Annotated in this window: 21 protein-coding genes and 1 riboswitch; of the genes, 17 read left to right on the top strand and 4 right to left on the bottom strand. The window is 48.9% G+C overall.

The window, feature by feature from the left end; translation table 11 throughout:
* From NYE54_RS20885 to NYE54_RS20865, 5 genes are read left to right on the top strand one after another with little or no spacing between them, the layout of a single operon-like run.
* Window positions 1–1,005 (top strand): ABC transporter ATP-binding protein, encoded by a 1,005-nt coding sequence (locus tag NYE54_RS20885; RefSeq protein WP_339265934.1) that lies wholly within the window; start codon window positions 1–3, stop codon window positions 1,003–1,005.
* Window positions 1,002–1,991: a dipeptide ABC transporter ATP-binding protein gene (locus NYE54_RS20880; RefSeq protein WP_194543399.1), complete on the top strand. Its 990-nt coding sequence runs from the start codon at window positions 1,002–1,004 to the stop codon at window positions 1,989–1,991. Before NYE54_RS20885 ends, NYE54_RS20880 begins: the two co-directional genes overlap by 4 nt.
* A gap of 38 nt (window positions 1,992–2,029) precedes the next feature.
* The gene (locus NYE54_RS20875) at window positions 2,030–3,490 is read left to right on the top strand and encodes a leucyl aminopeptidase family protein (protein WP_339265931.1); all 1,461 of its coding nucleotides are present in this window, start codon (window positions 2,030–2,032) and stop codon (window positions 3,488–3,490) included.
* A gap of 29 nt (window positions 3,491–3,519) precedes the next feature.
* Window positions 3,520–4,206, top strand: a complete 687-nt coding sequence (locus NYE54_RS20870; protein ID WP_339265929.1) for a copper homeostasis protein CutC — start codon at window positions 3,520–3,522, stop codon at window positions 4,204–4,206.
* 35 nt (window positions 4,207–4,241) lie between these two features.
* Entirely contained in the window at window positions 4,242–5,195 is a 954-nt protein-coding gene (locus NYE54_RS20865; RefSeq protein WP_339265927.1) for an ROK family protein, read from the top strand.
* Window positions 5,196–5,588: 393 nt separating this feature from the next.
* On the opposite strand, the gene NYE54_RS20860 is transcribed toward NYE54_RS20865, so the two are convergent.
* On the bottom strand, window positions 5,589–6,116 hold the full coding sequence (locus NYE54_RS20860) for a hypothetical protein (RefSeq protein WP_339265926.1): 528 nt from the start codon (window positions 6,114–6,116) through the stop codon (window positions 5,589–5,591).
* Between the two features lie 358 nt (window positions 6,117–6,474).
* Window positions 6,475–6,604, top strand: a riboswitch (cyclic di-AMP (ydaO/yuaA leader).
* Window positions 6,605–6,607: 3 nt separating this feature from the next.
* Between NYE54_RS20860 and NYE54_RS20855 the strand changes: the two genes are divergently transcribed.
* Window positions 6,608–7,084, top strand: coding sequence for a C40 family peptidase (locus tag NYE54_RS20855; protein WP_076321999.1), 477 nt, complete (start codon window positions 6,608–6,610; stop codon window positions 7,082–7,084).
* A 229-nt stretch (window positions 7,085–7,313) separates the two neighbouring features.
* On the opposite strand, the gene NYE54_RS20850 is transcribed toward NYE54_RS20855, so the two are convergent.
* Window positions 7,314–8,588 carry a stalk domain-containing protein gene (locus tag NYE54_RS20850; RefSeq protein ID WP_339265924.1) on the bottom strand — a complete coding sequence of 425 codons (1,275 nt, stop codon included), beginning with the start codon at window positions 8,586–8,588 and terminating at the stop codon, window positions 7,314–7,316.
* Window positions 8,589–8,815: 227 nt separating this feature from the next.
* On the opposite strand from NYE54_RS20850, the gene NYE54_RS20845 reads away from it, so the two are divergent.
* Window positions 8,816–9,202 carry a 2Fe-2S iron-sulfur cluster-binding protein gene (locus tag NYE54_RS20845; protein ID WP_339265922.1) on the top strand — a complete coding sequence of 129 codons (387 nt, stop codon included), beginning with the start codon at window positions 8,816–8,818 and terminating at the stop codon, window positions 9,200–9,202.
* Window positions 9,203–9,296: 94 nt separating this feature from the next.
* Here NYE54_RS20845 and NYE54_RS20840 read toward each other — a convergent pair whose 3' ends face one another.
* Entirely contained in the window at window positions 9,297–10,154 is an 858-nt protein-coding gene (locus NYE54_RS20840) for an AraC family transcriptional regulator (protein WP_339265920.1), read from the bottom strand.
* Window positions 10,155–10,357: 203 nt separating this feature from the next.
* On the opposite strand from NYE54_RS20840, the gene NYE54_RS20835 reads away from it, so the two are divergent.
* The 4 genes from NYE54_RS20835 to fucU all read left to right on the top strand — a co-directional run bounded on the left by NYE54_RS20835 (window position 10,358) and on the right by fucU (window position 14,932).
* The gene (locus tag NYE54_RS20835) at window positions 10,358–12,151 is read left to right on the top strand and encodes an L-fucose isomerase (protein ID WP_339265918.1); all 1,794 of its coding nucleotides are present in this window, start codon (window positions 10,358–10,360) and stop codon (window positions 12,149–12,151) included.
* A gap of 25 nt (window positions 12,152–12,176) precedes the next feature.
* Window positions 12,177–12,836 (top strand): class II aldolase/adducin family protein, encoded by a 660-nt coding sequence (locus NYE54_RS20830; RefSeq protein ID WP_339265916.1) that lies wholly within the window; start codon window positions 12,177–12,179, stop codon window positions 12,834–12,836.
* Between the two features lie 74 nt (window positions 12,837–12,910).
* Window positions 12,911–14,422, top strand: coding sequence for a rhamnulokinase family protein (locus tag NYE54_RS20825; protein WP_339265914.1), 1,512 nt, complete (start codon window positions 12,911–12,913; stop codon window positions 14,420–14,422).
* An 81-nt stretch (window positions 14,423–14,503) separates the two neighbouring features.
* Window positions 14,504–14,932: an L-fucose mutarotase gene (fucU, locus tag NYE54_RS20820; protein WP_339265912.1), complete on the top strand. Its 429-nt coding sequence runs from the start codon at window positions 14,504–14,506 to the stop codon at window positions 14,930–14,932.
* A 52-nt stretch (window positions 14,933–14,984) separates the two neighbouring features.
* On the opposite strand, the gene NYE54_RS20815 is transcribed toward fucU, so the two are convergent.
* Window positions 14,985–15,365, bottom strand: coding sequence for a DUF4183 domain-containing protein (locus NYE54_RS20815; protein WP_339265910.1), 381 nt, complete (start codon window positions 15,363–15,365; stop codon window positions 14,985–14,987).
* Between the two features lie 663 nt (window positions 15,366–16,028).
* Between NYE54_RS20815 and NYE54_RS20810 the strand changes: the two genes are divergently transcribed.
* The 6 genes from NYE54_RS20810 (at window position 16,029) to NYE54_RS20785 (ending at window position 22,948) form a co-directional block, all read left to right on the top strand.
* Window positions 16,029–16,550, top strand: a complete 522-nt coding sequence (locus tag NYE54_RS20810) for a MauE/DoxX family redox-associated membrane protein (RefSeq protein WP_339273591.1) — start codon at window positions 16,029–16,031, stop codon at window positions 16,548–16,550.
* Between the two features lie 5 nt (window positions 16,551–16,555).
* Window positions 16,556–17,146, top strand: a complete 591-nt coding sequence (locus NYE54_RS20805) for a hypothetical protein (protein WP_215154040.1) — start codon at window positions 16,556–16,558, stop codon at window positions 17,144–17,146.
* Window positions 17,147–17,174: 28 nt separating this feature from the next.
* Window positions 17,175–18,953, top strand: a complete 1,779-nt coding sequence (locus NYE54_RS20800; RefSeq protein ID WP_339273589.1) for an ABC transporter ATP-binding protein — start codon at window positions 17,175–17,177, stop codon at window positions 18,951–18,953.
* Between the two features lie 281 nt (window positions 18,954–19,234).
* A complete protein-coding gene (locus NYE54_RS20795) occupies window positions 19,235–20,731 on the top strand; it encodes an amidase family protein (protein ID WP_339265907.1) in 1,497 nt (498 codons plus the stop codon).
* Window positions 20,732–20,751: 20 nt separating this feature from the next.
* On the top strand, window positions 20,752–21,279 hold the full coding sequence (locus tag NYE54_RS20790) for a hypothetical protein (protein ID WP_339265905.1): 528 nt from the start codon (window positions 20,752–20,754) through the stop codon (window positions 21,277–21,279).
* A 388-nt stretch (window positions 21,280–21,667) separates the two neighbouring features.
* Complete coding sequence (locus NYE54_RS20785; RefSeq protein ID WP_339265903.1) at window positions 21,668–22,948, top strand: S1 family peptidase; 1,281 nt, start codon at window positions 21,668–21,670, stop codon at window positions 22,946–22,948.
* Window positions 22,949–22,960 lie beyond the last annotated feature (12 nt).

The following is a 22,960-nucleotide window of genomic DNA, read 5'->3' as shown; positions in this document are numbered from 1 at the left end:
GTGACGCAAACATTGCTTGAAGTAAAAGGCCTCAAAACCGAGTTCAAACGCGATGGCTCATCGGTGCTTGCCGTAGCAGGGGTCGATTTTCACATCAATAAAGGCGAAGTGCTTGGACTCGTGGGTGAATCCGGATGCGGCAAAAGCGTGACCTCCCTGTCCATCATGAGGCTCCTTAAAGATACGCCCGGCAGAATATCCGGGGGCTCGGTAAGCTTTGAGGGTAAGGATCTCGTACAAATGTCGGAAAAAGAAATGCGCCGCTATCGTGGAAACGAGCTGGCCATGATCTTCCAAGAGCCGATGACATCGCTGAATCCCGTCCTTCGTATCGGGAAACAGCTGGAGGAATCCATCATGCTGCACTTGGGCTATAGCCGCAAGAAAGCGCGGCAGCATGCCATCGACTCGCTCAAACTCGTGGGTATTCCGCGGGCTGATGAAGTTGTGGATGACTATCCGCACCAATTGTCCGGCGGTATGCGACAGCGGGTCATGATTGCGATGGCGATGTCCTGCAATCCGAAGCTGCTGATTGCCGACGAGCCGACCACCGCCCTTGACGTCACGATTCAGGCTCAGATCCTGGATCTGATGAATCGACTGAAGACCGAGCAGGAAATGGGCATGCTGCTTATTACCCATGATCTTGGCGTCGTGGCCGAAATGTGCGACCGGGTGGTTGTCATGTACGCAGGCAGAGTCGTGGAAGAGGCGACGGTTGAAGAGCTGTTCGAGAATCCTCAGCATCCGTACACCAAAGGACTCATAAATTCAGTGCCCAAGCTTAGACAAAAGGTGCGCCGTTTGGAATCCATTCCAGGGAATGTGCCGGATCTGCGGAACATGCCGAAAGGCTGCAAGTTTGCCCCGCGGTGTCCGTTCGTGATGGAGCAGTGCCTCTCCCAGGAGCCGGAGCTTCTCCCTGTCGCACATGAAGAACATCGCAAGAGCCGCTGCTGGCTGACACAGGAAGGTCACTCGAAGGGAGGAGAAACCGCATGAAAGAAACACCTCTATTAGAAGTAAAGAATTTGCAGAAATCATTCACGGTGAAAAAAGGATTCTTCGGTACGTCCAAGCAGCTTCGTGCCGTGGATGGAATCTCCTTCGCGATCCATAAGGGCGAGACCTTCAGTCTGGTTGGCGAAAGCGGCTGCGGAAAATCGACGACCGGTCGCCTGGTGACCCGTCTGCTGACGCCGAATAGCGGCGAGGTTCTGTTTAACGGAACGGATATTAGCGGATACAATGAGAATCAGATGCGCCCGCTGCGCAAAGACATGCAGATGGTCTTCCAGGATCCATACGCTTCCCTAAATCCAAGAATGAAGGTCAAAGAACTGGTCGCGGAGCCCTTGCTCATTCATACCAAGCTGAGCACCAAAGAGCGGGACAAACTGGCTTGCGAGCTGCTGGAAACGGTCGGATTGAACAGCTTCCACGCCGAACGCTTTGCCCATGAGTTCAGCGGCGGTCAGCGGCAGCGGATCGGCATTGCCAGAGCGCTGTCCGTGCGTCCGAATCTGATCGTAGCCGACGAACCAGTATCAGCGCTGGATGTTTCCATCCAATCGCAGGTGCTGAACCTGCTGCAGGATCTTCAGGAGGAATACGGCCTGACTTATCTGTTCATCTCCCATGATCTCAGCGTGGTTGAGCATATCAGCGATCGGATTGGTGTCATGTATCTGGGCGCGCTCGTGGAGACGGCCGATAAAGATACGCTTTACGACCGCCCACTGCACCCTTATACGCAAGCCCTGCTGTCCTCGGTACCTGTTCCGGATCCGAAGCAGAAGAAGGAACGGATCATTCTGAAGGGAGATCTGCCGAGTCCGGTGAATCCGCCGACAGGCTGCCGCTTCCATACACGCTGTCCATCCTGCATGGAAGTGTGCAAACAGATTACGCCGGTTTATCGTGAGGTGGAGCCGGGCCATCAGGTGGCATGTCATTTATATGACGAAGAAATCATGAAAAATGCTTAACAGCGTTGATTCTCTTATACAGGAGGGAATGTCTCGATATGAATATCACAATAGATGAAGCTTCATTGGCAGATACTTCGATTTATGTGGTTTATGAGGGCGAGGAGTCTCATTTCCGTTTAACGGAATCTCGAAAGCATAGCATGAAGCTGACTTGGTTCTATGGCCGCTCTGATCAAGAAGCGGACGATCTCGTTGTTGGAATGGGGCAGCGCTCGAACCTTACCTTGGAGCAAGTGCGCAGAACAGGCGCATCCGCTGCGAGAGCACTGCTCAAGGAAAACAAATCAAGTGCAGCGCTGATCCGAGCTTCAGCCCGTGATGGTGGGGCTGCTTCCCGGATATCTATAGAAGAAGAACTCCAGGCGTGGGTTGAAGGCTGGATGTATGGATTGTATCAATTCAATAAGCATCGTGGGGTTACGGCCAATCTGCAAGTTCTGTCCCTAAATCTTCGACAGGAAGATTGGCAGGGGCTTTCCCGTGTAGAGATGGAAGCCATCATCCAGACGGCAGAAATCCGAATCGTAGGGACACAGCTCACCCGAGACCTGGTGAATGAATCACCGGAAACGCTAAATCCGGAGGCGTTTGTTGCGGTTGTCGAGGATCGTTTCAAGAAGGCACCCGTTCAGCTTCATGCGTATCGCGGACAAGAGCTCCATGATCGGCAAATGAACGGTCTGATCGCTGTGGGTGCTGGCAGCAAATACGAGCCTGCCATGATTGAGATTTCCTATAATGGGGTGGATTCCGAGAAGGAAAGTCCTCATATTGTGCTCATTGGCAAAGGCGTAACCTTTGATATGGGCGGGATGAACGTCAAAATCGGCCGAGACATCAGCGATGCACGTATGGATATGGGAGGCGCTGCAGCCGTCGTGGGTGCAATGGATATTCTGGTATCGCAAAAAGCTCCGGTACGCGTAACGGCGCTTATAGCCGTTGCGGATAATTTATCGGGACCGGATGCAATGCTTCCTTCTTCCGTTGTTCATTATCCGAATGGTTTAAGCGTTCAGGTAGCGAATACGGATGGGGAGGGGAGATTGATCATTGCGGATGCGCTGCTGCATGCAGCGAAACTTGGCGCAGATAAGGTGATTGATATCGCAACCCTTACCGGTAATGTCGGAGCCGCACTGGGCTTGGAGATTGCGGGCATCTGGGGCGATCAACAGATTACGGCCGATTTGGTTGAGATCGGTGAGCGTAACGGAGAGCGCCTATGGCCTATGCCGCTGATGGACGAGTATGAATCGGATCTCAGAAGCGATTATGCCGATCTGAAAAATGTGGGTACGTCAACTTTGGCAGGCGCTATAACGGCTGCGCTGTTTATCCGTCATTTTGTGGCGGATTCCATGAAATGGGTGCACATCGATATGGCGGGCACGGTCCAGTATAAAAGGGAATTCCCCCACTCCGCAGCGGGGGCTACCGGCTATGGTGCAAGATTGCTCGCCGATTATGTGGAGAAGCAGTTTCTCCATGCATAAAGAATCAACTTCAGTAAGGAGTGACGACGATGCTGCTTGAAATAATCGCAACATGCGTGGATGATGCCATCACAGCAGAGAAGAATGGCGCGGACCGTCTGGAATTGATCACGGCGATAACCGAAGGCGGGCTTACGCCGGGAATCGGGCTTGTTGAAGAGGTTGTGAAAGCCGTTCAGATTCCTGTTCATGTCATGGTCAGACCACATAGCAGATCCTTTGTGTACAACGAACATGATATAGCTACCATGATGGCGGAGGTTAAGGCGATCCGCAAGGCAGGTGCAGCTGGCGTTGTGCTTGGCATGCTGACTCCGGAAGGGAAGATTGACGAGGACTCCTTGGTCAAAATGCTGGAATGGACAGGAGATATGCAAGTCACGTTCCACCGGGCTTTTGATGAACTGAAGGATCAGTTTGAAGGACTGCGTACATTGCAGAAATACCCGTCGGTTACCCGTGTCCTAACGTCAGGAGGACCGCAGCCTGCACCGCAGGCCATCCCGAGAATTCGGGAGCTTGTAGAACAAACGGCAGGCAGTGAACTTAAAATATTGGCCGGCAATGGTCTGAAGTGGGAAATCATACACGATTTTATCGACCGGACCGGTGTGAGCGAGGTCCATTTCGGCTCAGCTGTTCGGTACGGTCGATCAGGGCTGAAGCCCATCGATCCGGTCGAGCTGCGATCGCTGGCTGAGAGCATACATCAATAGAAGTAGCAAACCTATCGGAAACAGGTGAACAAAAATTGCAAACCGTATGGAATAAACAGCAAGAATTTGTGGTTGGCGTTGACCTTGGGGGTACGAAGATCGCGGCAGCGCTCTTTGATTCCGAAGGACAGCTGCTGAACCGGGAGCAAATGGAGACAGCGGGTGCGCGTACGGCTGAAGAAGTGGTCGCGAGAATTACGAACATGATCCGCAGCGTGTCGGACGGCCACCCTCTTCGAGGCGTAGGGATGGCTTCACCCGGAACAGTTAACAGTAGGGAGGGGATTGTCATTCATGGTACGAATCTGCCGGAATGGACGAATGTCCCCCTCAAAGCCTGGATGGAACGTGATCTTTATACGGAAGTACAGGTGCTGAATGACGCGAATGCAGCCGCATGGGGAGAGTATGTAAGAGGTGCCGGAAGAGGGTCGACGAACATGGTGTACGTGACGCTAAGCACCGGTATCGGCTCAGGGATCGTGCTGGATGGGAAGCTGTTCCTGGGCAGCAGTTCATTTGCTGGGGAACTGGGACATCATATCATTGATCCCAGCGGTCCGCAGTGCAATTGCGGGAGCCACGGCTGCTGGGAGGTATTTGCTTCAGGAACGGCCATCGGCCAGGCAGCATCCCAGCGGATGCTCACCCAGCCCAGCGTAATTTCTGAACTGGCCGCAGCCGAGGTGGGAGTGAACGCTAAACATGTATTCGAGGCTAAACGTCTTTATGACCCCGTCGCAGTGGAGGTCATCGATCGTGCTATTTATTACATGGCGCTTGGTCTGGTTAACGTCATTCACAGTTTTAACCCCGATCGCATCGTGATTGGAGGGGGAGTAAGCAGAGCAGGCGATCTTTTATTCCCGCAGCTGCGGGAAATGACAGATAAGCTGGTCATGCCATCCTATTTAGGCACGTACGAGATCGTTCCTGCAGGACTTCGGGACGATGTTGGTCTGGTTGGAGCTGCGGCCTTGTTCCAGTAGCATAGGTGTAAAGAGAACGTTACGGATAGGATAAAGGATGGAATAGAGGTTAGATAAGCGTTCGGATCGGCGACTTAGTTTCATTTTAACCGAGCTTAAGCGAATTAGACAAAAGCCGCCCTTCAGGGGGCGGCTTTCCAATTATTCATAGAGAGCGGGAAACGGAGCGATCATTTTTTTCGTTATAAGTCCGTAACATGTGACAAGTGATAGGCGTGAACCGTAAGCCGTCATCCGTTTTCACTGGAGGCGAGTTTTTGGTTTCCTGGTTAGGTTTGTTTGTATCCGACAAACAATAAGCGGTTGCTCACACTTTCCCGCGATGCCGGCGGAAACCGCCGGCTCCAAACCCGCACGTGGGGTGACCTGCAGGCTTGGAGCCGGCGGCTGCCGCTATTCCATGTACTTGGATGCGTCAAACGTAATCATGGACGTATGATTGGCATGTTCAATCAGTGAAGAGAGCTTGGTTACTTCGCGTTCCTTCTTCCGCGCTTGCGCCTGATAAGCTTCCGGATCATATAAAGCGACGTTGAACAGCGTTACGGCACCATCTCCGCTGCCACGGCTGCTCTGCCGCTCCAGCTTCTTACGGGAGCCGAGATGAGCAAGTTGTCCGATATCGCTGCGGATCTGTTTGGCCAGCTCGATCGCTTCCATGATGGTCATGTCGGCGCCGTTCCAGCTAATGGTTTGCGTTGTATTGGAGATTGCCATCAGCAAATCCAGCTTTCTGTAATCCGCGGCGGCGGCTTCGATTTCTTCCGTAATGGCATCCACACTGCGTGCAGGATATTCCGCCGTTTCCCCTTTTTCAATGATTGTGCTGCTGTTGTTTAAGCGTTCCGACATCAATTGATTCATGAGACGGTTGATTGCTGCCCGGACTGCCAAAGCTTCAGCCATCGTGATTTGACTCATAGGGCGCTCCGGTTTGATGCTATCCGCTCTGTTGTCCGTCCGTTTCCGGAATGAATAGGTAGGGTAGAAACGGACTCCCAAAGGATCGGCTATCCTCAAACCTCCGCTGGGTGGGTAAAACTCCCAAGTTCAAAAGATAAAAGATTAACAGCTTAAGAGAACAGAATAAGAGAGTAACAAGCAGTTCGAGAAGGAAAGCAGAGTTACATAATTGTCATGACTGTGTGAGATGGTTAAAAAATAGTCGGACGAAATTAACCATCTTTACGACAGCTCCAAACATAAAACGATAGATTTTTAGGATATGATTGACAGCATCCTTGCTTGTATACTATATTAAGAGAAGGTTACAAAACGTTAATGAATTTTGCCGAATTTCGTTTGGAAAACGGGGGAACCGTCTTGGGTGAATTACTCTTGTATAGAGAGTATAGGGAACCTTCAACCGAACCCTTAGCTAACTCCGTAGGCATCGAAGGAGAGAACATATTTTGAAGAAGTTTGTCATCACTTTGCTAGGGTCTGCAATTATTTTTTCTTCTGGTGCCGTATCAGCATTTGCTGATCAACAACCGAATTTTCAGTATCAAGTGAAGCAATTGGTAGGAACGCCATACAAATGGGGCGGAACGACCACTAGCGGGTTTGATTGCTCCGGATTTATTCTGTACATGTTTAGAAATTTCGATATGGATCTTCCACGCACTTCCCAAAGCCAGGCTCAAGCCGGTGAACATGTAGATCGCGAAGATCTGCGGGTTGGAGATTTGGTATTCTTCAATACAAGCGGCAGCGGAATTTCTCATGCAGGCGTTTACATTGGTGACGGACAATTTGCGCATGCTTCCAGCAGCAAGGGAGTCAGAATCAGCAAGCTTAGCGATTCATATTACGAGCCACGTTATGTCACGGCACGTCGTGTGTTGAGTCAAGAAAATTATGCGAGGCTGGTAGGAAGCGCAAGCTAATTGGATTACATTGCAGTTTAGGGTTCAATACATAACCAGAAAGCCTGACAAAGGGTTGTCCTTGTCAGGCTTTCTTTTTTTTAGATATCAGAAAGTATAAACTTCGAAGCTTGTGACTTCCTGATATCGCAAGAAAAACGTCTACTAACTGCGGTCTGTCATCTGTGAAAGTAGCGTCGATAGAAGTTTTTCTTACTATAAGTTTGTCAATCCCACAGGGGTTGTTCGGTTACTCCTTAACAACAGAGGCATTCACAGCTGCTTCCATCCCGTTATTATAGAGACGGAACAAGCCAAGACGCCAGAAAGCAGCGCCTTTCAGATCATAGCGTTTGGCCAAACCGAGCTTATCGTCCACGGAAGTGGCTGTTTCGCTGCTTAAGCTGATGCCAAGCAAAAGCTTCTGCTTCGGGACACCTGCTTGGAGTGCCAACTGGATCGCTTGGTCCACCAGACTGTTTGGTTCGGGAACCTGAGATTTGGTTCCGACCGGATTGTACTGATAAGCCATAACGATGAGATCATCGGCGATGGAAGCAAGCGTTTTGTAATCATAGCCTTTATAGGCGCTGTTCAATGGCGGCACCGCTAAGGACAGAGCAATGTCATGCGGCAATGCTGCCTTTAATTGCTTGACATAATCATTGAGCAGCTTCTGCTGGTTTACGACATCCAGTTTAAAACCGAGCCCTTCAAAATCAAGTACGACGCCGCCGAAGCCGTTCTCCGTTACCGCGGCTGTGATGCCTTCAATGGACTTTTGGCGCAGGCTGCTATCGCTCAGTACTTTGGTTAATTCGCCGTTTCCATCCAAGGCGTAGACCATGAGGTATGGTTTAATCTTCTGGTCCGCAGCATCTGCTACCATCGATTGCGGCGTAACGTCACCGGCCGCAGCGGGCAGGCGGTACTCGTCGCCTTGAAGCGTGAACTGACCCTCACGATCGATGCGGCTCCATCCAAAGGCGACTGAATTCATAGATGCAACAAGATCCCGTTCTTGGAAAGATTGCAATGCATAGAAGGCTCTCAAATGCATCTCGCGCTGCGGCGATACAAGGGAGACCGTGCGAGTTGCCTGATTCCAGCCCACATCGACACCGAATTGGCTGCTGAACGAGCTAAGCGGGATCAGTACACGGCCTTCCCGTTGAACCGGCGGGGCCGCAAGCTTCACTTGTTTTCCATTGACCGTTGCTGTCGTGCTTCCCACCTGAAGTAACACTTCAGTCGATTGGCCTTTCACACTGCCGATGGCCTTTACGGTTTGCGTCTTGCTATTCCAAGTGATTTGAATGCCCAGCGCTTCACCGACCGTCCGGAATGGAACGTAGGTGACCCCTTTGTCTACCCGCGGAGCCGCATCGAAGGTTAGCGTAACATCATCCAGCTTTACCGATATGGCAGGCTCAGCATATACCTGACCAACATGGGGTGCGGTGCCGAGCAAGGATAAGGCAAGAACGGCAGCGACAGCTGTTTTTCCTATTTGTTTATGCAGCATGCTTTGGTATTTCCTCCGATCCATTAAATAATAGAATGATTTCATAGAATATGGAATTAGGTCTAGCATACGCTAGTATAGCAAAATTTTCATAGAGTTCCAATTCCATGATGTCAATGTCATAGAATAGATAAGAGTAAGCATGTTGATTTTTTAAACTTTCCGGTATAATAAATGAAGGATTTTATACATAACCTGATGATTACATGCATAGGGGGATAACGCGCGTGTTTAAATTCTGGAAAAACAAAAAGGGTAGGAATAGCGAAGCCAACAACTCGTCCATCCCGGAAGAGATGATCGAAGCCGTACCGGATCGGATCATTGAACTAACAGGTCGCGAGGTTCGCCGCAGTGTGGCGCCTGTTCTTGGCATGACAGTGCTTGATCTGGCCGAACGGAATGACGTGGACTGGAACTCTTTTTGCAAAAGAGGAACTTGTGCGCGCTGCCGCTGCATGGTGGCGGAGGGAATCGAGTATTTGTCCGAGCCCAATCTGGCCGAAGAACAACGCTTGGATCCTGAGGAGATCGAAGAAGGATATCGTCTGGGATGCCAGAGCAAGATCGAAGCGGTCGGTCCCATCAAAATCAAGCATGCCCCATACTTTTGACGACATAGAAGGCGGATGCCGTTCATATTTAAAAAAGCAGGCAGCCGTACCACAACGGCTGCCTGCTTTGCTGGAAAGATAAAATTGCAATCCCTTACTCCGTACCCATTTTGCTCTGTTCCCGGAACGAACTCGGCGTTTGTCCGGTAATTTTCTTGAATAACATCGAGAAGTACTTGTCGTTGCCGTAACCTACTTGAGAAGCAACCTCATGTATCGGCATTTCGGAATCTGCCAGCAGGCGCTTGGCCTCTTCAATCCGGCGGGATATCAAGTAATTGAAGGGGGAATCGCCGACTTCTTTTTTGAACAGATGCGATAAATAATGCTGACTGACATACATCGTATCGGCAATGTCCTTGAGACTGATGCTCTGGGTATAATTGGTGTCGATAAAGTGTTTGGTCCGCAGCGCAATTTCGTTCTTGCCCTTCAAGGACTGGAATTGGTGCTTCACGTCCACAATGCGATAGATCACGGTAATCAATGACATCAGCAGGTTGGTGCTCAGTGTTTCATACCCCAGCACCTGAGAATCGCATTCACGGAGGATCTCGGAAAGATAGCTCTCCACTTTATAGGCGTATTTCTCACAGGATATGACCGGCTCCACATAAGCCGGGAGCAGCATGCCCTGGGGAACCCCTTCAATGTGAAGCGAATCCACGCCGCAGTAGATCACCTTAAAAGGCCCGTCCGTGATAGATCTCTCCTCGTGAGGAATGCCGGGGTTATAAATCGCGACATCGCCTTTGTGGAGTTCGTATACTTTTCCTGCAATAGTGAATTCTCCGCGTCCTTCTACAACATAGATGATCTCGCAGAAATCATGAATTTGCGGCGGTCCATAAAAGAAGTCCTCGTCCACGACCTGCCCGGCAAAGAGCAGCTGCGGATTTTTGATGAAGCGGAAGTGATCGCTTTTGCTATGCGAGATTTCGATCTTTGGCACGTTCTTGTCCCTCCTGGAAAGCAACATCCTCTACCTATTATAATGCAAAACGCCCTTCGATGCGGATATCGTTTACATCTGCTATTCGGAATGGTTCACTGTCTTGCTGAAATTATGATTCGATATAACAAAATAGTGGGTTATCTCTTGCACCGAATAATCTTACAATGATGTCATAATCCTTATAGGGAGGCGTAACACACATGACAATTGAAAACGATTACAGATGGCGGGACGGATTTCCGAAAATCGGCATTCGCCCTACGATAGATGGAAGACGGAGAGGGGTACGGGAATCTCTCGAGGAACAGACCATGAATCTGGCTAAGGCTGTCGCCGAGATGTTGACGAAGGAGCTCAAATATCCGAACGGCGAGCCGGTTGAATGCGTGATTGCGGATACGTGCATTGGTGGTGTTGCCGAAGCGACTGCAGCCGCCAAAAAATTCAAGAATGCCGAGGTCGGCCTGACGATAACCGTTACGCCTTGCTGGTGTTACGGCACCGAGACGATGGATGCCGATCCTTCCCGTCCGAAGGCTGTATGGGGCTTCAACGGAACAGGACGTCCAGGGGCGGTTTACCTGGCCGCTGTATTGTCGGCCCATGCCCAGAAGGGGCTTCCTGCATTCGGTATCTATGGTGAAGACGTTCAGGATGAAGGGGATACCCGTATTCCGGATGACGTTCAAGAGAAGCTTCTGCGTTTTGCACGGAGCGGCTTGGCTGCTGCGTATATGCGCGAACAATCGTATTTATCTATGGGCTCGGTGTCGATGGGCATCGCCGGCTCGATCGTGGACGACAGCTTCTTCCAGGAGTATCTGGGCATGCGGAATGAATATGTGGACATGAGCGAGTTTACGCGCCGCTTGGAAGAAGGCATTTATGACCCTGAAGAGTATAAGCAGGCGCTCGCTTGGGTGAAGGAGAACTGTACCGAAGGAGCGGATAACAATCCGGATCATCTCCAGAACAGCCGGGAGCGCAAGGATCTGGAGTGGGAAACCGTCGTCAAAATGACGCTGATCACCCGCGATTTGATGATCGGCAATCCGCGTCTGAAGGAGCTTGGCTTCGAAGAGGAAGCTCAGGGCCACAGCGCAATCGCTTCCGGATTCCAAGGTCAGCGCCAGTGGACGGATCATTCCCCTAACGGTGACTTCCTGGAGACCATCCTCAATTCCTCCTTCGATTGGAACGGCAGACGTTCGCCTTATATCGTGGCAACGGAGAATGACAGCCTCAATGGAGTCGGCATGCTGTTCGGATACCTGTTAACCAATACGGCACAGATTTTTGCGGATGTACGGACGTACTGGAGTCCGGCTTCGGTGGAACGGGTGACCGGCTATAAGCTTGAAGGCAAAGCGGAGAACGGCATCCTGCATTTGATCAATTCCGGCTCGGCTGCACTGGATGGAACGGGCGAGCAGGAGATTGACGGCAAACCGGCTATGAAACCATTCTGGGAGATCACGGATGAAGAGGTTGATCGCACGCTGAAGGCCACGCAATGGAGACCGGCTAACCTGGAGTATTTCCGAGGCGGCGGTTACTCAACCGACTACTTGACGCGCGGCGGCATGCCGATGACGATGTTCCGTCTAAACTTGGTAAAAGGGCTTGGTCCCGTCCTGCAAATCGCCGAAGGCTATTCCGTGGACCTGCCGGCGGAGGTGCACGACACGCTCGACAAGCGTACCGACCCAACATGGCCAACGACCTGGTTTGTACCGAACCTTACGGGACAGGGTGCGTTCTCAAGCGTTTATGAGGTCATGAACCAGTGGGGGGCTAACCATGGCGTGATCAGTTATGGACATATCGGAGCGGATCTTATCACCCTGGCTTCGGTCCTGCGTATTCCGGTCAACATGCATAATGTACCTGCCGAAGAGGTGTTCCGCCCGCGTGCATGGGGGATGTTTGGAACGACCGATCCGGAGAGCGCCGATTTCCGCGCTTGTCAGAACTTCGGTCCTCTATATAAATAAGGTCAATCGAGAGGAGTAGGACATCATGCTGAATATGGACACGAGAAACGAGCTCTGCAAGTATGCCAAAAAAATCGTCGACAGTGGACTCGTTGTAGGACCGGGAGGAAACATCAGCGCCAGAGCCGGGGACAAAATGTATTTGTCCCCGAGCGGTTTTGCGCTGGAGGAGATTGAACCGGAGCAATGGATTGAAGTGGATATCCCGACCGGCGATATTACCGATATAGGTCTACGACCATCTTCCGAAGTGCTGATGCATCTGTATGGATACCGCAGCAACCCCGATATCGGGGCGATGGTGCATACGCATCCATCGCATTGCATTGCCTTTACGTTGGTGGAGAAGGAACTGCCGGTGATGTTCCCGGATCAGGCGGCATTGGTTGGACGTACGGCCTATATCCCTTACATCATTCCTACGACGGATTTGCTGGCAGATGCCGTCGCGGAGAAAGTAACTGCAGCCAGTTCAATCCTGCTGGGGAACCACGGACTGGTCACAACTGGCCGGAATCTGCGTGAAGCGTATTACCGAACTCAGGTAGTTGAAGAGAGCGCCAAAATTTATCTGAGCGCCAAGGCAGCCGGCACACCGGTGCCGCTGACAGACCAGGAAGTGGACGATATTGCTGCGCTGGAGAGCGAAGATTATCGTATTCAGCTTCTGCAGAAGATGAAATAGAAAGATTGTGGAACAGATCCGGTTGTTCAAAACTCGGATCGGTATAGTACTAAAGGTGAGAAAGGATGCGGCTTATGAGCAAATCATCTGCGGTGCTTGCGTTTGACTTGGGGGCCAGCAGCGGCCGGGCGCTGCTGGGCGAGATCACCTCTTCTGATCATGAATCACCCGGCACGCTGAAGATTACCGAGATTCACCGCTTTGCCAATATACCCGTCCAGATGGGAAAGCATTTGCACTGGAATTTCCCGATGCTGCTGCAGGAGGTTAAGCATGGCATCCGCAAAGCGTTCCAGGCCGGCTATCAACCGGTCAGTTATGGCATCGATTCATGGGGCGTCGATTATGGACTGATTGACCGTAATGGAGAGCTCATCGGAGTTCCTTATCATTACCGGGATCTGCGGACGGAAGGCATGGTGGAGGAAACCTGCGACCAGGTCGGCAGAGAACGTCTGTTTCAAGAAACCGGTCTGCAATTCATGCCGTTTAACACGATCTTCCAGTTAAATGCGATGCTGAAATCAAAATCCCCGATGCTGGAAATTGCGGATAAGTTTCTGCTCACTCCGGATCTTCTGAACTATTTTCTGACGGGGGTCCAGGCGTGCGAGTTTACTATGGCAACCACTACTCAGCTATACCATGTTACTGAAGGCAAGTGGAATGAACCGTTAATGGAGGAACTGGGGCTTCCCGCATCCCTGTTCATTGAACCCGTACAGCCGGGAACCGTGATTGGAAGGCTGCAGGATACCGTAGCGCAAGAGCTGGGCGTTCCGGCGATTAAAGCGATTGCTGTAGCTTCGCATGATACGGAATCCGCCGTGGTAGCCGTTCCGGCAAACACATCCCGTTTTGCCTATCTTGTATGTGGAACTTGGTCGCTTCTTGGCACCGAGCTTCCGGAGCCGCTTGTCCATACGGACGTGCTGGAAGCAGACTTCTCCAATGAGGGTGGAGCTTATCAAACCTTTCAATTGCTGAAGAATATCATGGGCCTTTGGATACTTCAGGAGTGCAAGCGTCAATGGGAGAATCAAGGATTAACGTATTCTTTTGCAGAGCTGGTTGAACTCGCGCAGGCTGCAGAATCGTTCCGCAGCTTCATAAACCCGGATGACCTGCGCTTCATGAATCCGGCGGATATGACGGCAGAAATTCGGGATTACTGCCGGGAGACAGGGCAACCTATTCCGCATAGCACCGGAGAGTATGTCCAGTGTATACTGCAGAGCTTGGCCCTAAGATACCGTGAAGTGCTTGAGCGGATGGAGGTTCTTACAGGACAGTATTACGATGGGCTTCATATGGTTGGCGGCGGCATACAAAACGAGCTGTTATGCCGGTATACGGCCAATGCCATGGGCCGTACGGTGTGGGCCGGACCGATCGAAGCAAGTGCTATCGGGAATATGCTGGTTCAATTTGTGGCGAATGGTACATTGCGCACTCGGGAAGAGGGAGTAGAACTCGTCAAGCGGTCTTTTCCGCTTGCCTGGTACGAGCCTGAGTCCAACGAGGATTGGGAGGCAGCATTCCAACATTACAAGACCATTGTTGAGCAGCAGCAGGTACAACAGTGAGGTTCATCGACTCCTGGGACTGACGTTCCTGGCGTAGATTTAATCTTTGCATCTTAATTTGATGAAAAAGGATGTCATACCATGCTAAAAGGCATATCTCATTTGCTCTCGCCTGAGCTGCTGAAGATTCTGATGGAGATGGGTCACGCGGATGAAATTGTGCTCGGTGATGCCAATTTTCCGGCAGCCAGTCATGCCCAGCGGTTGGTCCGGGCAGACGGACACGGGATTCCTGCGTTATTAAACGCGATATTGCCGTTATTCCCGCTGGATACGTATGTTGAGTCCCCGGTAGCGCTGATGGCTGTGACGCCTGGGGATACCGTGGAAACTCCGATCTGGGGTGAATACCGTGAGATCGTTCAGCAGTTTCACAGCGTTCCCATAGAATTTGATGAGGTAGAGCGATTCTCGTTCTATGAACGGGCGAAGAATGCTTATGCCATCGTGTCAACAGGTGAAAAGGCGCTGTATGCAAATGTGATCCTCAAAAAAGGCGTTGTCATTTAATTATGCTAAAGACCCCTCACTGCCTAAATGGAGTGGGGGGTCTTTGTGTGTGTTAAGCCACCACCTGAACGGTGAGGTATAAAACCTCCAGCAAGATCGGCGTGCCGGCCAGGAGTACATCGCCGGGAGAATACAAGGTTAGTGATCCCGGCGTGAGGGTGTATATTCGGCCTTCCTGAATCATGCCATTGATATAAAACGTTGATGTGGTGTTCGGACCGACCTCAATGCTCTGAAATGTATGGTTTCCGTCATCATCCGTAAATTGCTGGACAGGTATGACAAAGGGAACATCCAGATTAACTTCGGACATCAAAACGTAAAAATTACGAAGCGTGGTCGGTATTACAATGATCTCCGGCACAATCACGCTACCGGGTAATCCTTGGATGCCTTTCGGATGATGGTTGGATAATCGGATCTGGATTTGCACGGTCGACTCCTCTTTCTATTCAGGGATAATATTCTATTATTTTACTGTAAGATATTATCCTTGTAATAAATTACAAATATAGTATATTTGTAGTATCTTGAAAGCTAGTTAGTTAGGACAAGCTCCTCTTACGCTACTTCTGAATTGAACCCGCTTACAGTGTTTTCGGCTTATGAAATGAAAGCTCCTACATCCAGCGTTTAATACACCTCGATCCTTCAGCACGGCAACACCTTTCATATATATGGATGAATTTCATGACTTGAAAGGAGGTGAACATTTATGTGTATTCTTCGTCATACTTCCTGTAACACAACGGAGCAATGCGGACGTGATAAATTTGGCGTTCGTCTTGAGGTATGGGACTGCGGCAATGGTTCCGAAGAGAGATATACTTGCGGTTGCTAACATTTTATGAAAGCGCATGCATAAACAGCGGAACTCCTTGTTCCGCTGTTTATATTTAGCGCCGGTCCTCTGGTTTCTTATCACCGTTGAAGAGTGAGGTATCAATTATGATGACGGGTCCATTGCAATTGCAATATGAAAGAGAGACAGTGAACAGCGAAGAAGAACAGCAACGAGCAGTGTTAGCAAGATATCAATGTCATCGGATGGGGGCTTGGTCTCCCTGGTTGTCGGGAAGGAGAATGAACGGTGTCCATGAGTGCGCTATGCCTAATGTATCTGAGCTTGATTTTTGTGTTTTCGGGAGTGTCGAAACTGTTGTCGTTAGCGGATTTCAGGATGACAATCGAACGACTGCAGCTGCCTGCAGGTCACTTACCGATTGTAGCTGTTCTCATTTGCACCGCTGAGATCGCAGCTGGGGTAGGTTTATTGTTTTCCTGGAGCAGGATGCTTGCGCAAATTGTGATTTTTATTTTGCTGGCAGGGTTCGGCTACGCTGTTTACCAAGCAAGGATCGTGCAGAAACAGGTGATAACATGCAGCTGCTTCGGCTCATGGTCTAATGAGACTCTCGGCAGGAATACGGTTGTTAAAGTTGCATGCTTAGGTTTATTAAATGCGCTAATTTGGCTTTTTTCAGAACCCGTGAATCCACTCAGTATGCCGGTCCAAGAGGCGGTTCTCACCTTGCTGTCCTCCGTCGGGATTGCCGCTATTTCGTTAATCGCATTGAATGTTTATACTCTTGATTCCATACAGGCGAGGGGAGAATAAAATCTATGGATTTGATTACAACTGTACTCGTGATTCAATATGGCTTGATATTCAGTTTGGCCTTCTTCGTTATGAAGCTGTACCGGCATGTTCGAGAGTTGAAGTTGAGGCCGCAGGCAGCCGTAAGCGGTGATGAGGAACCGACCGTTCCGAAGGAGGGACTAGAGCTCGGCATGCAGATTCCCCGAACAACCTATGTGAGTATGAACGGGGACCCCCTTAATCTGTATGACGATAAGTCCAAAATCCTCCTGTTCACGATGAATCATTGCAATGCATGCAAGGAAACATACGGGGCCATCAAAACGTTCATGACATCGCATCCGGAACTTCCGATTACGTTGTTTCTGTACGCCCAGGATGCCGAGGAGGCTGCTGAAATGGCCAGTGCCAACGGATTAACGGATTTGCAGGTGGTCTGGGCTGATCGGGCTTTGATCGATTCGTTTAAGGTGAACCGGTTTCCGTTGGCGTTCTATTTATCTGAGGAGCAGATCGTGATTAACAAAAGCGTAACCAATTACTTGCATCATTTTGAACAAATGATCAAGCAGCTGCCGCAGGCAAAACCTTCAGCCCTTAACAAATCGGCTTAATGACGAAGGAGGCTCAAGGTTGTACAACATGAAATATGCAAACCTGATGTTTGAGGTTATGAAGCAGGTGTACCGTGTCTCACCACGCATGTTTACTAGATCTACGATGATATATTTACTCCAAGCTTTTCTACCTGTAGCACAGATTTACGTTACAGCTCAAGTCATAAACGCCATTACCGGCGTTCTTACTCGGGGCGAAGCTCCAATCAATGCATTATATTGGCTGGCTCTTCAACTGATGGCTATGCTGATTGGCATTGTGCTGGCTTCCCTTCAAAAGTATACCGAGCGAAAGATGAATGCTTATGTCTCCTTCTGGTTTAACCTTCAGGTATCTGAGAAGTTAAGCAAGCTTCCGTTCGTATTCTTTGAATCTCCAGAAAGCTATGACAAGCTGCAGCGGGCTCTGCGCAATCTGAATATCTGCGGTATTAACATGGTGTTCTACATGTTCTCGATTGCACAGAGCGTCATTACGCTGGTCGGTTTGCTCATTCTATTGTTTAGCTTTCATTACATATTGCCTATTGTCATGCTGCTTCTGATCATACCACTGCTGATCATCCAGAAGAAAGAGGGCACTTCCCGATTCGTGGTGATCCATCAGCAGACCGCTTCATCCAGGATGGCGGCGTATATGAACCAGCTGCTGCAGACGAAGGAAGCGGCCAAGGAAATCCGGCTGTTTCATGCTAAAGACTACTTATTGAACAAATGGCGGGGCATCTATTTCAAGAATACGTATGAAATGCTGGGCGTCGAACGGAAAAATATGAAGAATCGCCTGATCGTGGAATCGGCCGTCACGATTTTTTCTTTTAGTATTTTAGCTGTATTCATATGGATCGCCTCCCGCGTCAAACTAACCATCGGCAGCTATGTCGCGCTCTATCAAGCGGTACAGGACACCCGTTATTCCATACAAAACATCAGTCAGAACATCGGGCAAATCTATCATGACGGCTTGTTCATCCACGAACTGTTTGAATTTCTGGATACGCCGGTTCCGCAAACGGATCAAGCCCTGCCGATGGACACGCCTTTACGGGAAGGAATCGATGTGGAAGGCGTAACATTTCGATATCCGAATCAGAAACAGCCTGTTCTTGAGGATTTGACGATTCGCATCAAGCCCGGAGAGAAGATCGCGATTGTCGGTGAGAACGGTGCGGGGAAGAGTACCCTCGTAAAAGTTATGCTGGGACTATATGAACCGACGCATGGCGTCGTGCGTTATGACGGCGTCCCGATACAGGATTATGATCCTGCGAGCTTTCGCAGTAGAGTAACGGCGGTCTTTCAAGATTTTTACCGATATGAATTGACCCTTGAGGCCAACATAGCGCTGCGGGAGATTGATCCGGATGATCGCCAAGCGCATTACCAATTGAACGATGCCATGGAAAAGGCATCGATGACCTCACTTGCGGATTCGCTGCAGGATGGTGTTACAACCCAGCTTGGAACGCGTTTCTCGGGAGGGCGTGAACTGTCTCAGGGCCAATGGCAGAAGGTAGCGATCGCTCGGGCGTTCTATCGGGATTTCGAAGTGATTTATCTGGACGAGCCGACAGCAGCAGTAGACCCGTTGACGGAATCCGCCATTTTCGAGAATCTGATGTCCATGACCGATGGCAAAACTGCCATATTCATATCCCACCGATTGGGAAGCTGCAGACATGCGGACCGCATTCTTGTCCTTAAGGATGGGAGAATCGTCGAAGAGGGAAGACACGAGGAGTTAATTGAGCAGGGTGCCCACTATGCCGAGATGTTCAACAAGCAGGCTCAATGGTATCGGTAGAATCGTACCTTAAGTTGAAGATTTCGAATGGGGACAGGAGCGGATCAAGAACTATTCTTGGTCCGCGTTTTGTGTTTCGTTGGCGATTAAAGAGATAGCAAGCAGAGATCAGGGAAGACGGAAACATACAGGTACCGCTTGGATTACGCATAATAAGAGGAATTTTGCTCCTGAATTCCGAATTAAATAAGGATATAAACAGACTGGAGGCTAAAATATGAAACATTAATCCCCATCACCTACCGTAAGGTCAGAAAGATAAGTAGTCAGGGGGACTATATATGATCATGGATAAAAAAACATGGATTGTGGAAGCAACCATTTCGGATATGCAGCAGGCGATGGCAGAGGGTTGGATGACTTCAGTTGAGCTAGTTCAATTGTATCTGGAGCGGATCGGGTTATACGATGGAATTCTTCGTTCGGTTCTTGAAGTGAACCCTGAAGCGCTGCAAATTGCCGGGGAGTTGGATCGGGAGCGCAAAGACCAGGGAGCAAGAGGATTGCTGCACGGGATTCCCATCCTGCTCAAAGACAATATCGACACCGGGGATCGGCTGCATACGAGCGCCGGCTCCATCGCCCTTGCGGATTCGTTTGCCACGAAAGACTCTTTTGTTGCAGCGAAGCTGCGTAAGGCGGGTGCTGTTATTTTGGGTAAGAGCAATATGACCGAGTGGGCGAATTTCATGTCATCGACGATGTGGGCCGGATACTCATCAAGACATGGACTTACGTTAAATCCATACGGCCCTGGCGAAATGTTCATTGGAGGTTCAAGCTCAGGCTCCGGTGCTGCGGTGGCGGCGAATTTGGCTGCAGCGGCCATCGGGACGGAAACATCCGGATCGATTATCAGCCCTTCCAGCCAGAACAGTCTGGTTGGCATTAAGCCGACGATCGGACTGGTAAGCCGGTCAGGTATCATCCCCATCACCCATACGCAGGATACGGCCGGTCCGATGACCAGAACGGTGGAAGATGCCGCAATTCTGCTTAGCGTGATCGCGGGAACCGATGATTTGGACGAAGTGACCCAGATAGATCCCCAAAAAAGGGTTGAGGACTACACGAAGTTTCTGGATTCAAAGTTTTTGAAGAAAGCTCGAATCGGGATTCCCCGATACTACTATAACCACCTGGATCGGGATAGACTAAAAATTGTAGAGTCCGCCATTGAAGTGCTGCGGGATCAAGGAGCCACTATTATTGATCCGGTGGAGCTGCCTTGCCAGGATACCAAGTGGGATGCCAATGTCCTTCGCTATGAGTTCAAGAAATATGTCAATGATTATTTGGCGAACCTAGACGCGTCTCTGCCGGTTCATTCGTTGGCTGAAGTTATCGCTTATAATGAGGCACACGCCGATGCTGCCTTGAAATATGGACAGGGGACATTGATTTGGGCCGAGGAGACGAGCGGTACGCTAACCGAAGCAGAGTATCTTGAGAGCAAGCAGAAGAATAAAGAAATGGCGGGAACGAGAGGGATTGACCATGTTCTGCAGACATATCAGCTGGACGCCCTGCTGTTTCTGGGTAATGAATATGGACCAGATTTGGCTGCCCGGGCAGGGTATCCATCGGTTACCGTTCCCGGCGGTTATGCCGAGAATGGCGTCATTGCACCTGGAGGCTATATTACGAAGGGACCACAGGGCATTACGTTCATCGGGACGGCATATAGCGAGCACGTACTGATCCAATTAGCTTACGGCTTTGAGCAGGCTACCCAGCATCGGGTTCCACCAAAGCTTTCATCCCAGTCATCAGAGTAAAAGAGAGGTGAAGTTCCATCATGCCGCGCAATTTGGAGTATGTTCCTTACGGTTACGAGCCCCCGAAGCCGACAACCAAAGGGACCTTAATATTCTACGATCTCTTCGAGCAGATCCAGAAGGATTTGGAGCAGGCTGCTGCCATTTTAGAAGAACGGTCATTTGTAAAATTGGTGCTGTATCCGCTGCATGAAGAGACGGCCAGGCGGATGTTCAAGGAGCCGGTTAGCCCTTATTACAAGCGGGAGAAACAGCTTGAGGAATGGATAGAGGAGCATGAAGGATCATCGGTTGTGATTGAACCCTTCGAGTCGAAACGGAAAAAATACACGCCGATTGATACCGCGCTTCGTCATCTGGTAGAGAAATACGGAAGTCCCCATTTTCTTATACTGACACCTGAGATGGCCAATGTGTTTGCATCTTTTTCTTCATTCGAGGAATGGATTGTGAAGCTGAGGCTCATCCTCTTGTCCGAGCCGCCGCAGCTTCATCCGCGATTGGAGAAATTTCGCCATCGTTGGGATGTCGCGGGGGAGAAGGCATAGCAAACTAAAAAGGTACTCTCCTCAGAGGAGACTGACCTCTTAATCGAGATAAATCCAAACACCTTCAAGAGAAATCTGCCAAATCATGTCGTAAGATATGGGTGTCACCTTGGAGGTGTTTTTGTGTTGGCAACCAGAGTGAGCCACCAATGGAGTAGTCCTAATCCCCATTTTCTGGTGTTTAATTAAATGAATTAAATACATAATTTTGAAAATAAAATAAAATAAAATAAAATTATCCTTAACTTTCTCTTGAATTAAGTAGTCATTAATAGTGTAGTGTAAAAATTAGGAAGGAAATGATATGTATGGATTTTTTGGTTGCCTTAGAGTGATAGAAGGTTGCTAACGAAACACATTTTTGAAATCTAAAATAAAGGAGAATAACATGAAAATTAAAAACTTAGCTTTTACATTCATAGTAATAATAAGTCTTATTTTCTCTTCGGGTAATGTAATTGCAAACGAAGTCGAAACTGATTCCTACTATAGCTATTTAAATGAATTGAAATTCAGAGAAGAATTTGGATTGAAAACTCAGTTAAGCGAAGATAATATAATTCTGTTTAACAATGACAAAACGGATGATTCTAAATTTGGTATTAAATTAACAAGAGTTGAGGAAGAGCAACTATCGTTACGTATTGAACATCAATTAAAAAAGTTGCCTTTGGTGAAAAATTACCTGCACACCAATAATTATGAAAATGATACTATCGTATTTATTGATCAAAAATTAGGTGGAGTCTTAAATGTTGGAATTAAGAATGAGGACGATAAAGCAAAGTATGAATCTGATTTGAAACAAATTTATGGTGATCCCACGTTAATTAACGTTTTCATAACTAAGTATACTGAGCAAGAACTGATTAAACTTAATGAAAGATTACTAACGCTATTAAATGTAGAGCATAATGGAGTGATAATAACTGATACATTGATAAATCTACCAGAACAGAAAGTAGAAGTAGGAGTCAAAAATCTAGATTTAGAAAAAAGAAAAGTGCTGGAAGAAGAGTTTAATTCTGATATGTTATTGATAAGAGAATCTTCATTAGTTAGAGATCAAAATAGAAGTTTGGGATATAATCCTCTTCAAGCCGGTACTTCCATTACTAATGCTAATGGTGGTCTTTGTACGCTTGGCTTTATGGCCAAATATCCAAGTACAAGTTCTGGATATATCATTACGGCAGCACATTGTGGAAGTACTGGAAATAATTTTAAACAAGGGACAAATAACGTTGGCTCAATGGGTGCAAGAATATACGGTGGTAATGTAGATGCAGCGGCAATTGGTATATCTTCATTAACATATAGTAATAATCTGTACACTAATAATTCAAGAGGAGGATATTTTGATCTTGTTCAAAATAGTAGTAATGAATTTGTTGGGGAGATGATTTGTATTTCAGGCGCTTCTTCATCTAACAATCCAGTTTCTTGTGGAGTGCTGAAAAGTAAATCTGTTTCTTACACGATTGAAGGTGTGAATTTTACAGGTTTAAGAAGTGCAAGTTACAGTTCAAACCCAGGAGATAGTGGAGGACCAATCTATTATAGTTCGATTTTAAAAGGCGTTCATAAAGGGAGATATAATGGGGATGGAACATATTCACATGTTGGCAATGTATTAAGTCGGCTTCAAATGAACGCCATATTAAATTAAATCAGCTTTTTC

Source organism: Paenibacillus sp. FSL K6-1330 (assembly GCF_037976825.1).
Lineage (GTDB): Bacteria > Bacillota > Bacilli > Paenibacillales > Paenibacillaceae > Paenibacillus_AQ.
This window is presented reverse-complemented; position numbering and strand designations above follow the sequence as displayed.

Coding starts and splice junctions, on each gene's coding strand:
- NYE54_RS20800 (WP_339273589.1), top strand. CDS start 17,175: ATGAAATATGCAAACCTGATGTTTGAGGTTATGAAGCAGGTGTACCGT.
- NYE54_RS20830 (WP_339265916.1), top strand. CDS start 12,177: ATGCTGAATATGGACACGAGAAACGAGCTCTGCAAGTATGCCAAAAAA.
- NYE54_RS20805 (WP_215154040.1), top strand. CDS start 16,556: ATGGATTTGATTACAACTGTACTCGTGATTCAATATGGCTTGATATTC.
- fucU (WP_339265912.1), top strand. CDS start 14,504: ATGCTAAAAGGCATATCTCATTTGCTCTCGCCTGAGCTGCTGAAGATT.
- NYE54_RS20870 (WP_339265929.1), top strand. CDS start 3,520: ATGCTGCTTGAAATAATCGCAACATGCGTGGATGATGCCATCACAGCA.
- NYE54_RS20810 (WP_339273591.1), top strand. CDS start 16,029: ATGAGTGCGCTATGCCTAATGTATCTGAGCTTGATTTTTGTGTTTTCG.
- NYE54_RS20875 (WP_339265931.1), top strand. CDS start 2,030: ATGAATATCACAATAGATGAAGCTTCATTGGCAGATACTTCGATTTAT.
- NYE54_RS20785 (WP_339265903.1), top strand. CDS start 21,668: ATGAAAATTAAAAACTTAGCTTTTACATTCATAGTAATAATAAGTCTT.
- NYE54_RS20795 (WP_339265907.1), top strand. CDS start 19,235: ATGATCATGGATAAAAAAACATGGATTGTGGAAGCAACCATTTCGGAT.
- NYE54_RS20835 (WP_339265918.1), top strand. CDS start 10,358: ATGACAATTGAAAACGATTACAGATGGCGGGACGGATTTCCGAAAATC.
- NYE54_RS20860 (WP_339265926.1), bottom strand. CDS start 6,116: ATGAGTCAAATCACGATGGCTGAAGCTTTGGCAGTCCGGGCAGCAATC.
- NYE54_RS20825 (WP_339265914.1), top strand. CDS start 12,911: ATGAGCAAATCATCTGCGGTGCTTGCGTTTGACTTGGGGGCCAGCAGC.
- NYE54_RS20880 (WP_194543399.1), top strand. CDS start 1,002: ATGAAAGAAACACCTCTATTAGAAGTAAAGAATTTGCAGAAATCATTC.
- NYE54_RS20790 (WP_339265905.1), top strand. CDS start 20,752: ATGCCGCGCAATTTGGAGTATGTTCCTTACGGTTACGAGCCCCCGAAG.
- NYE54_RS20850 (WP_339265924.1), bottom strand. CDS start 8,588: ATGCTGCATAAACAAATAGGAAAAACAGCTGTCGCTGCCGTTCTTGCC.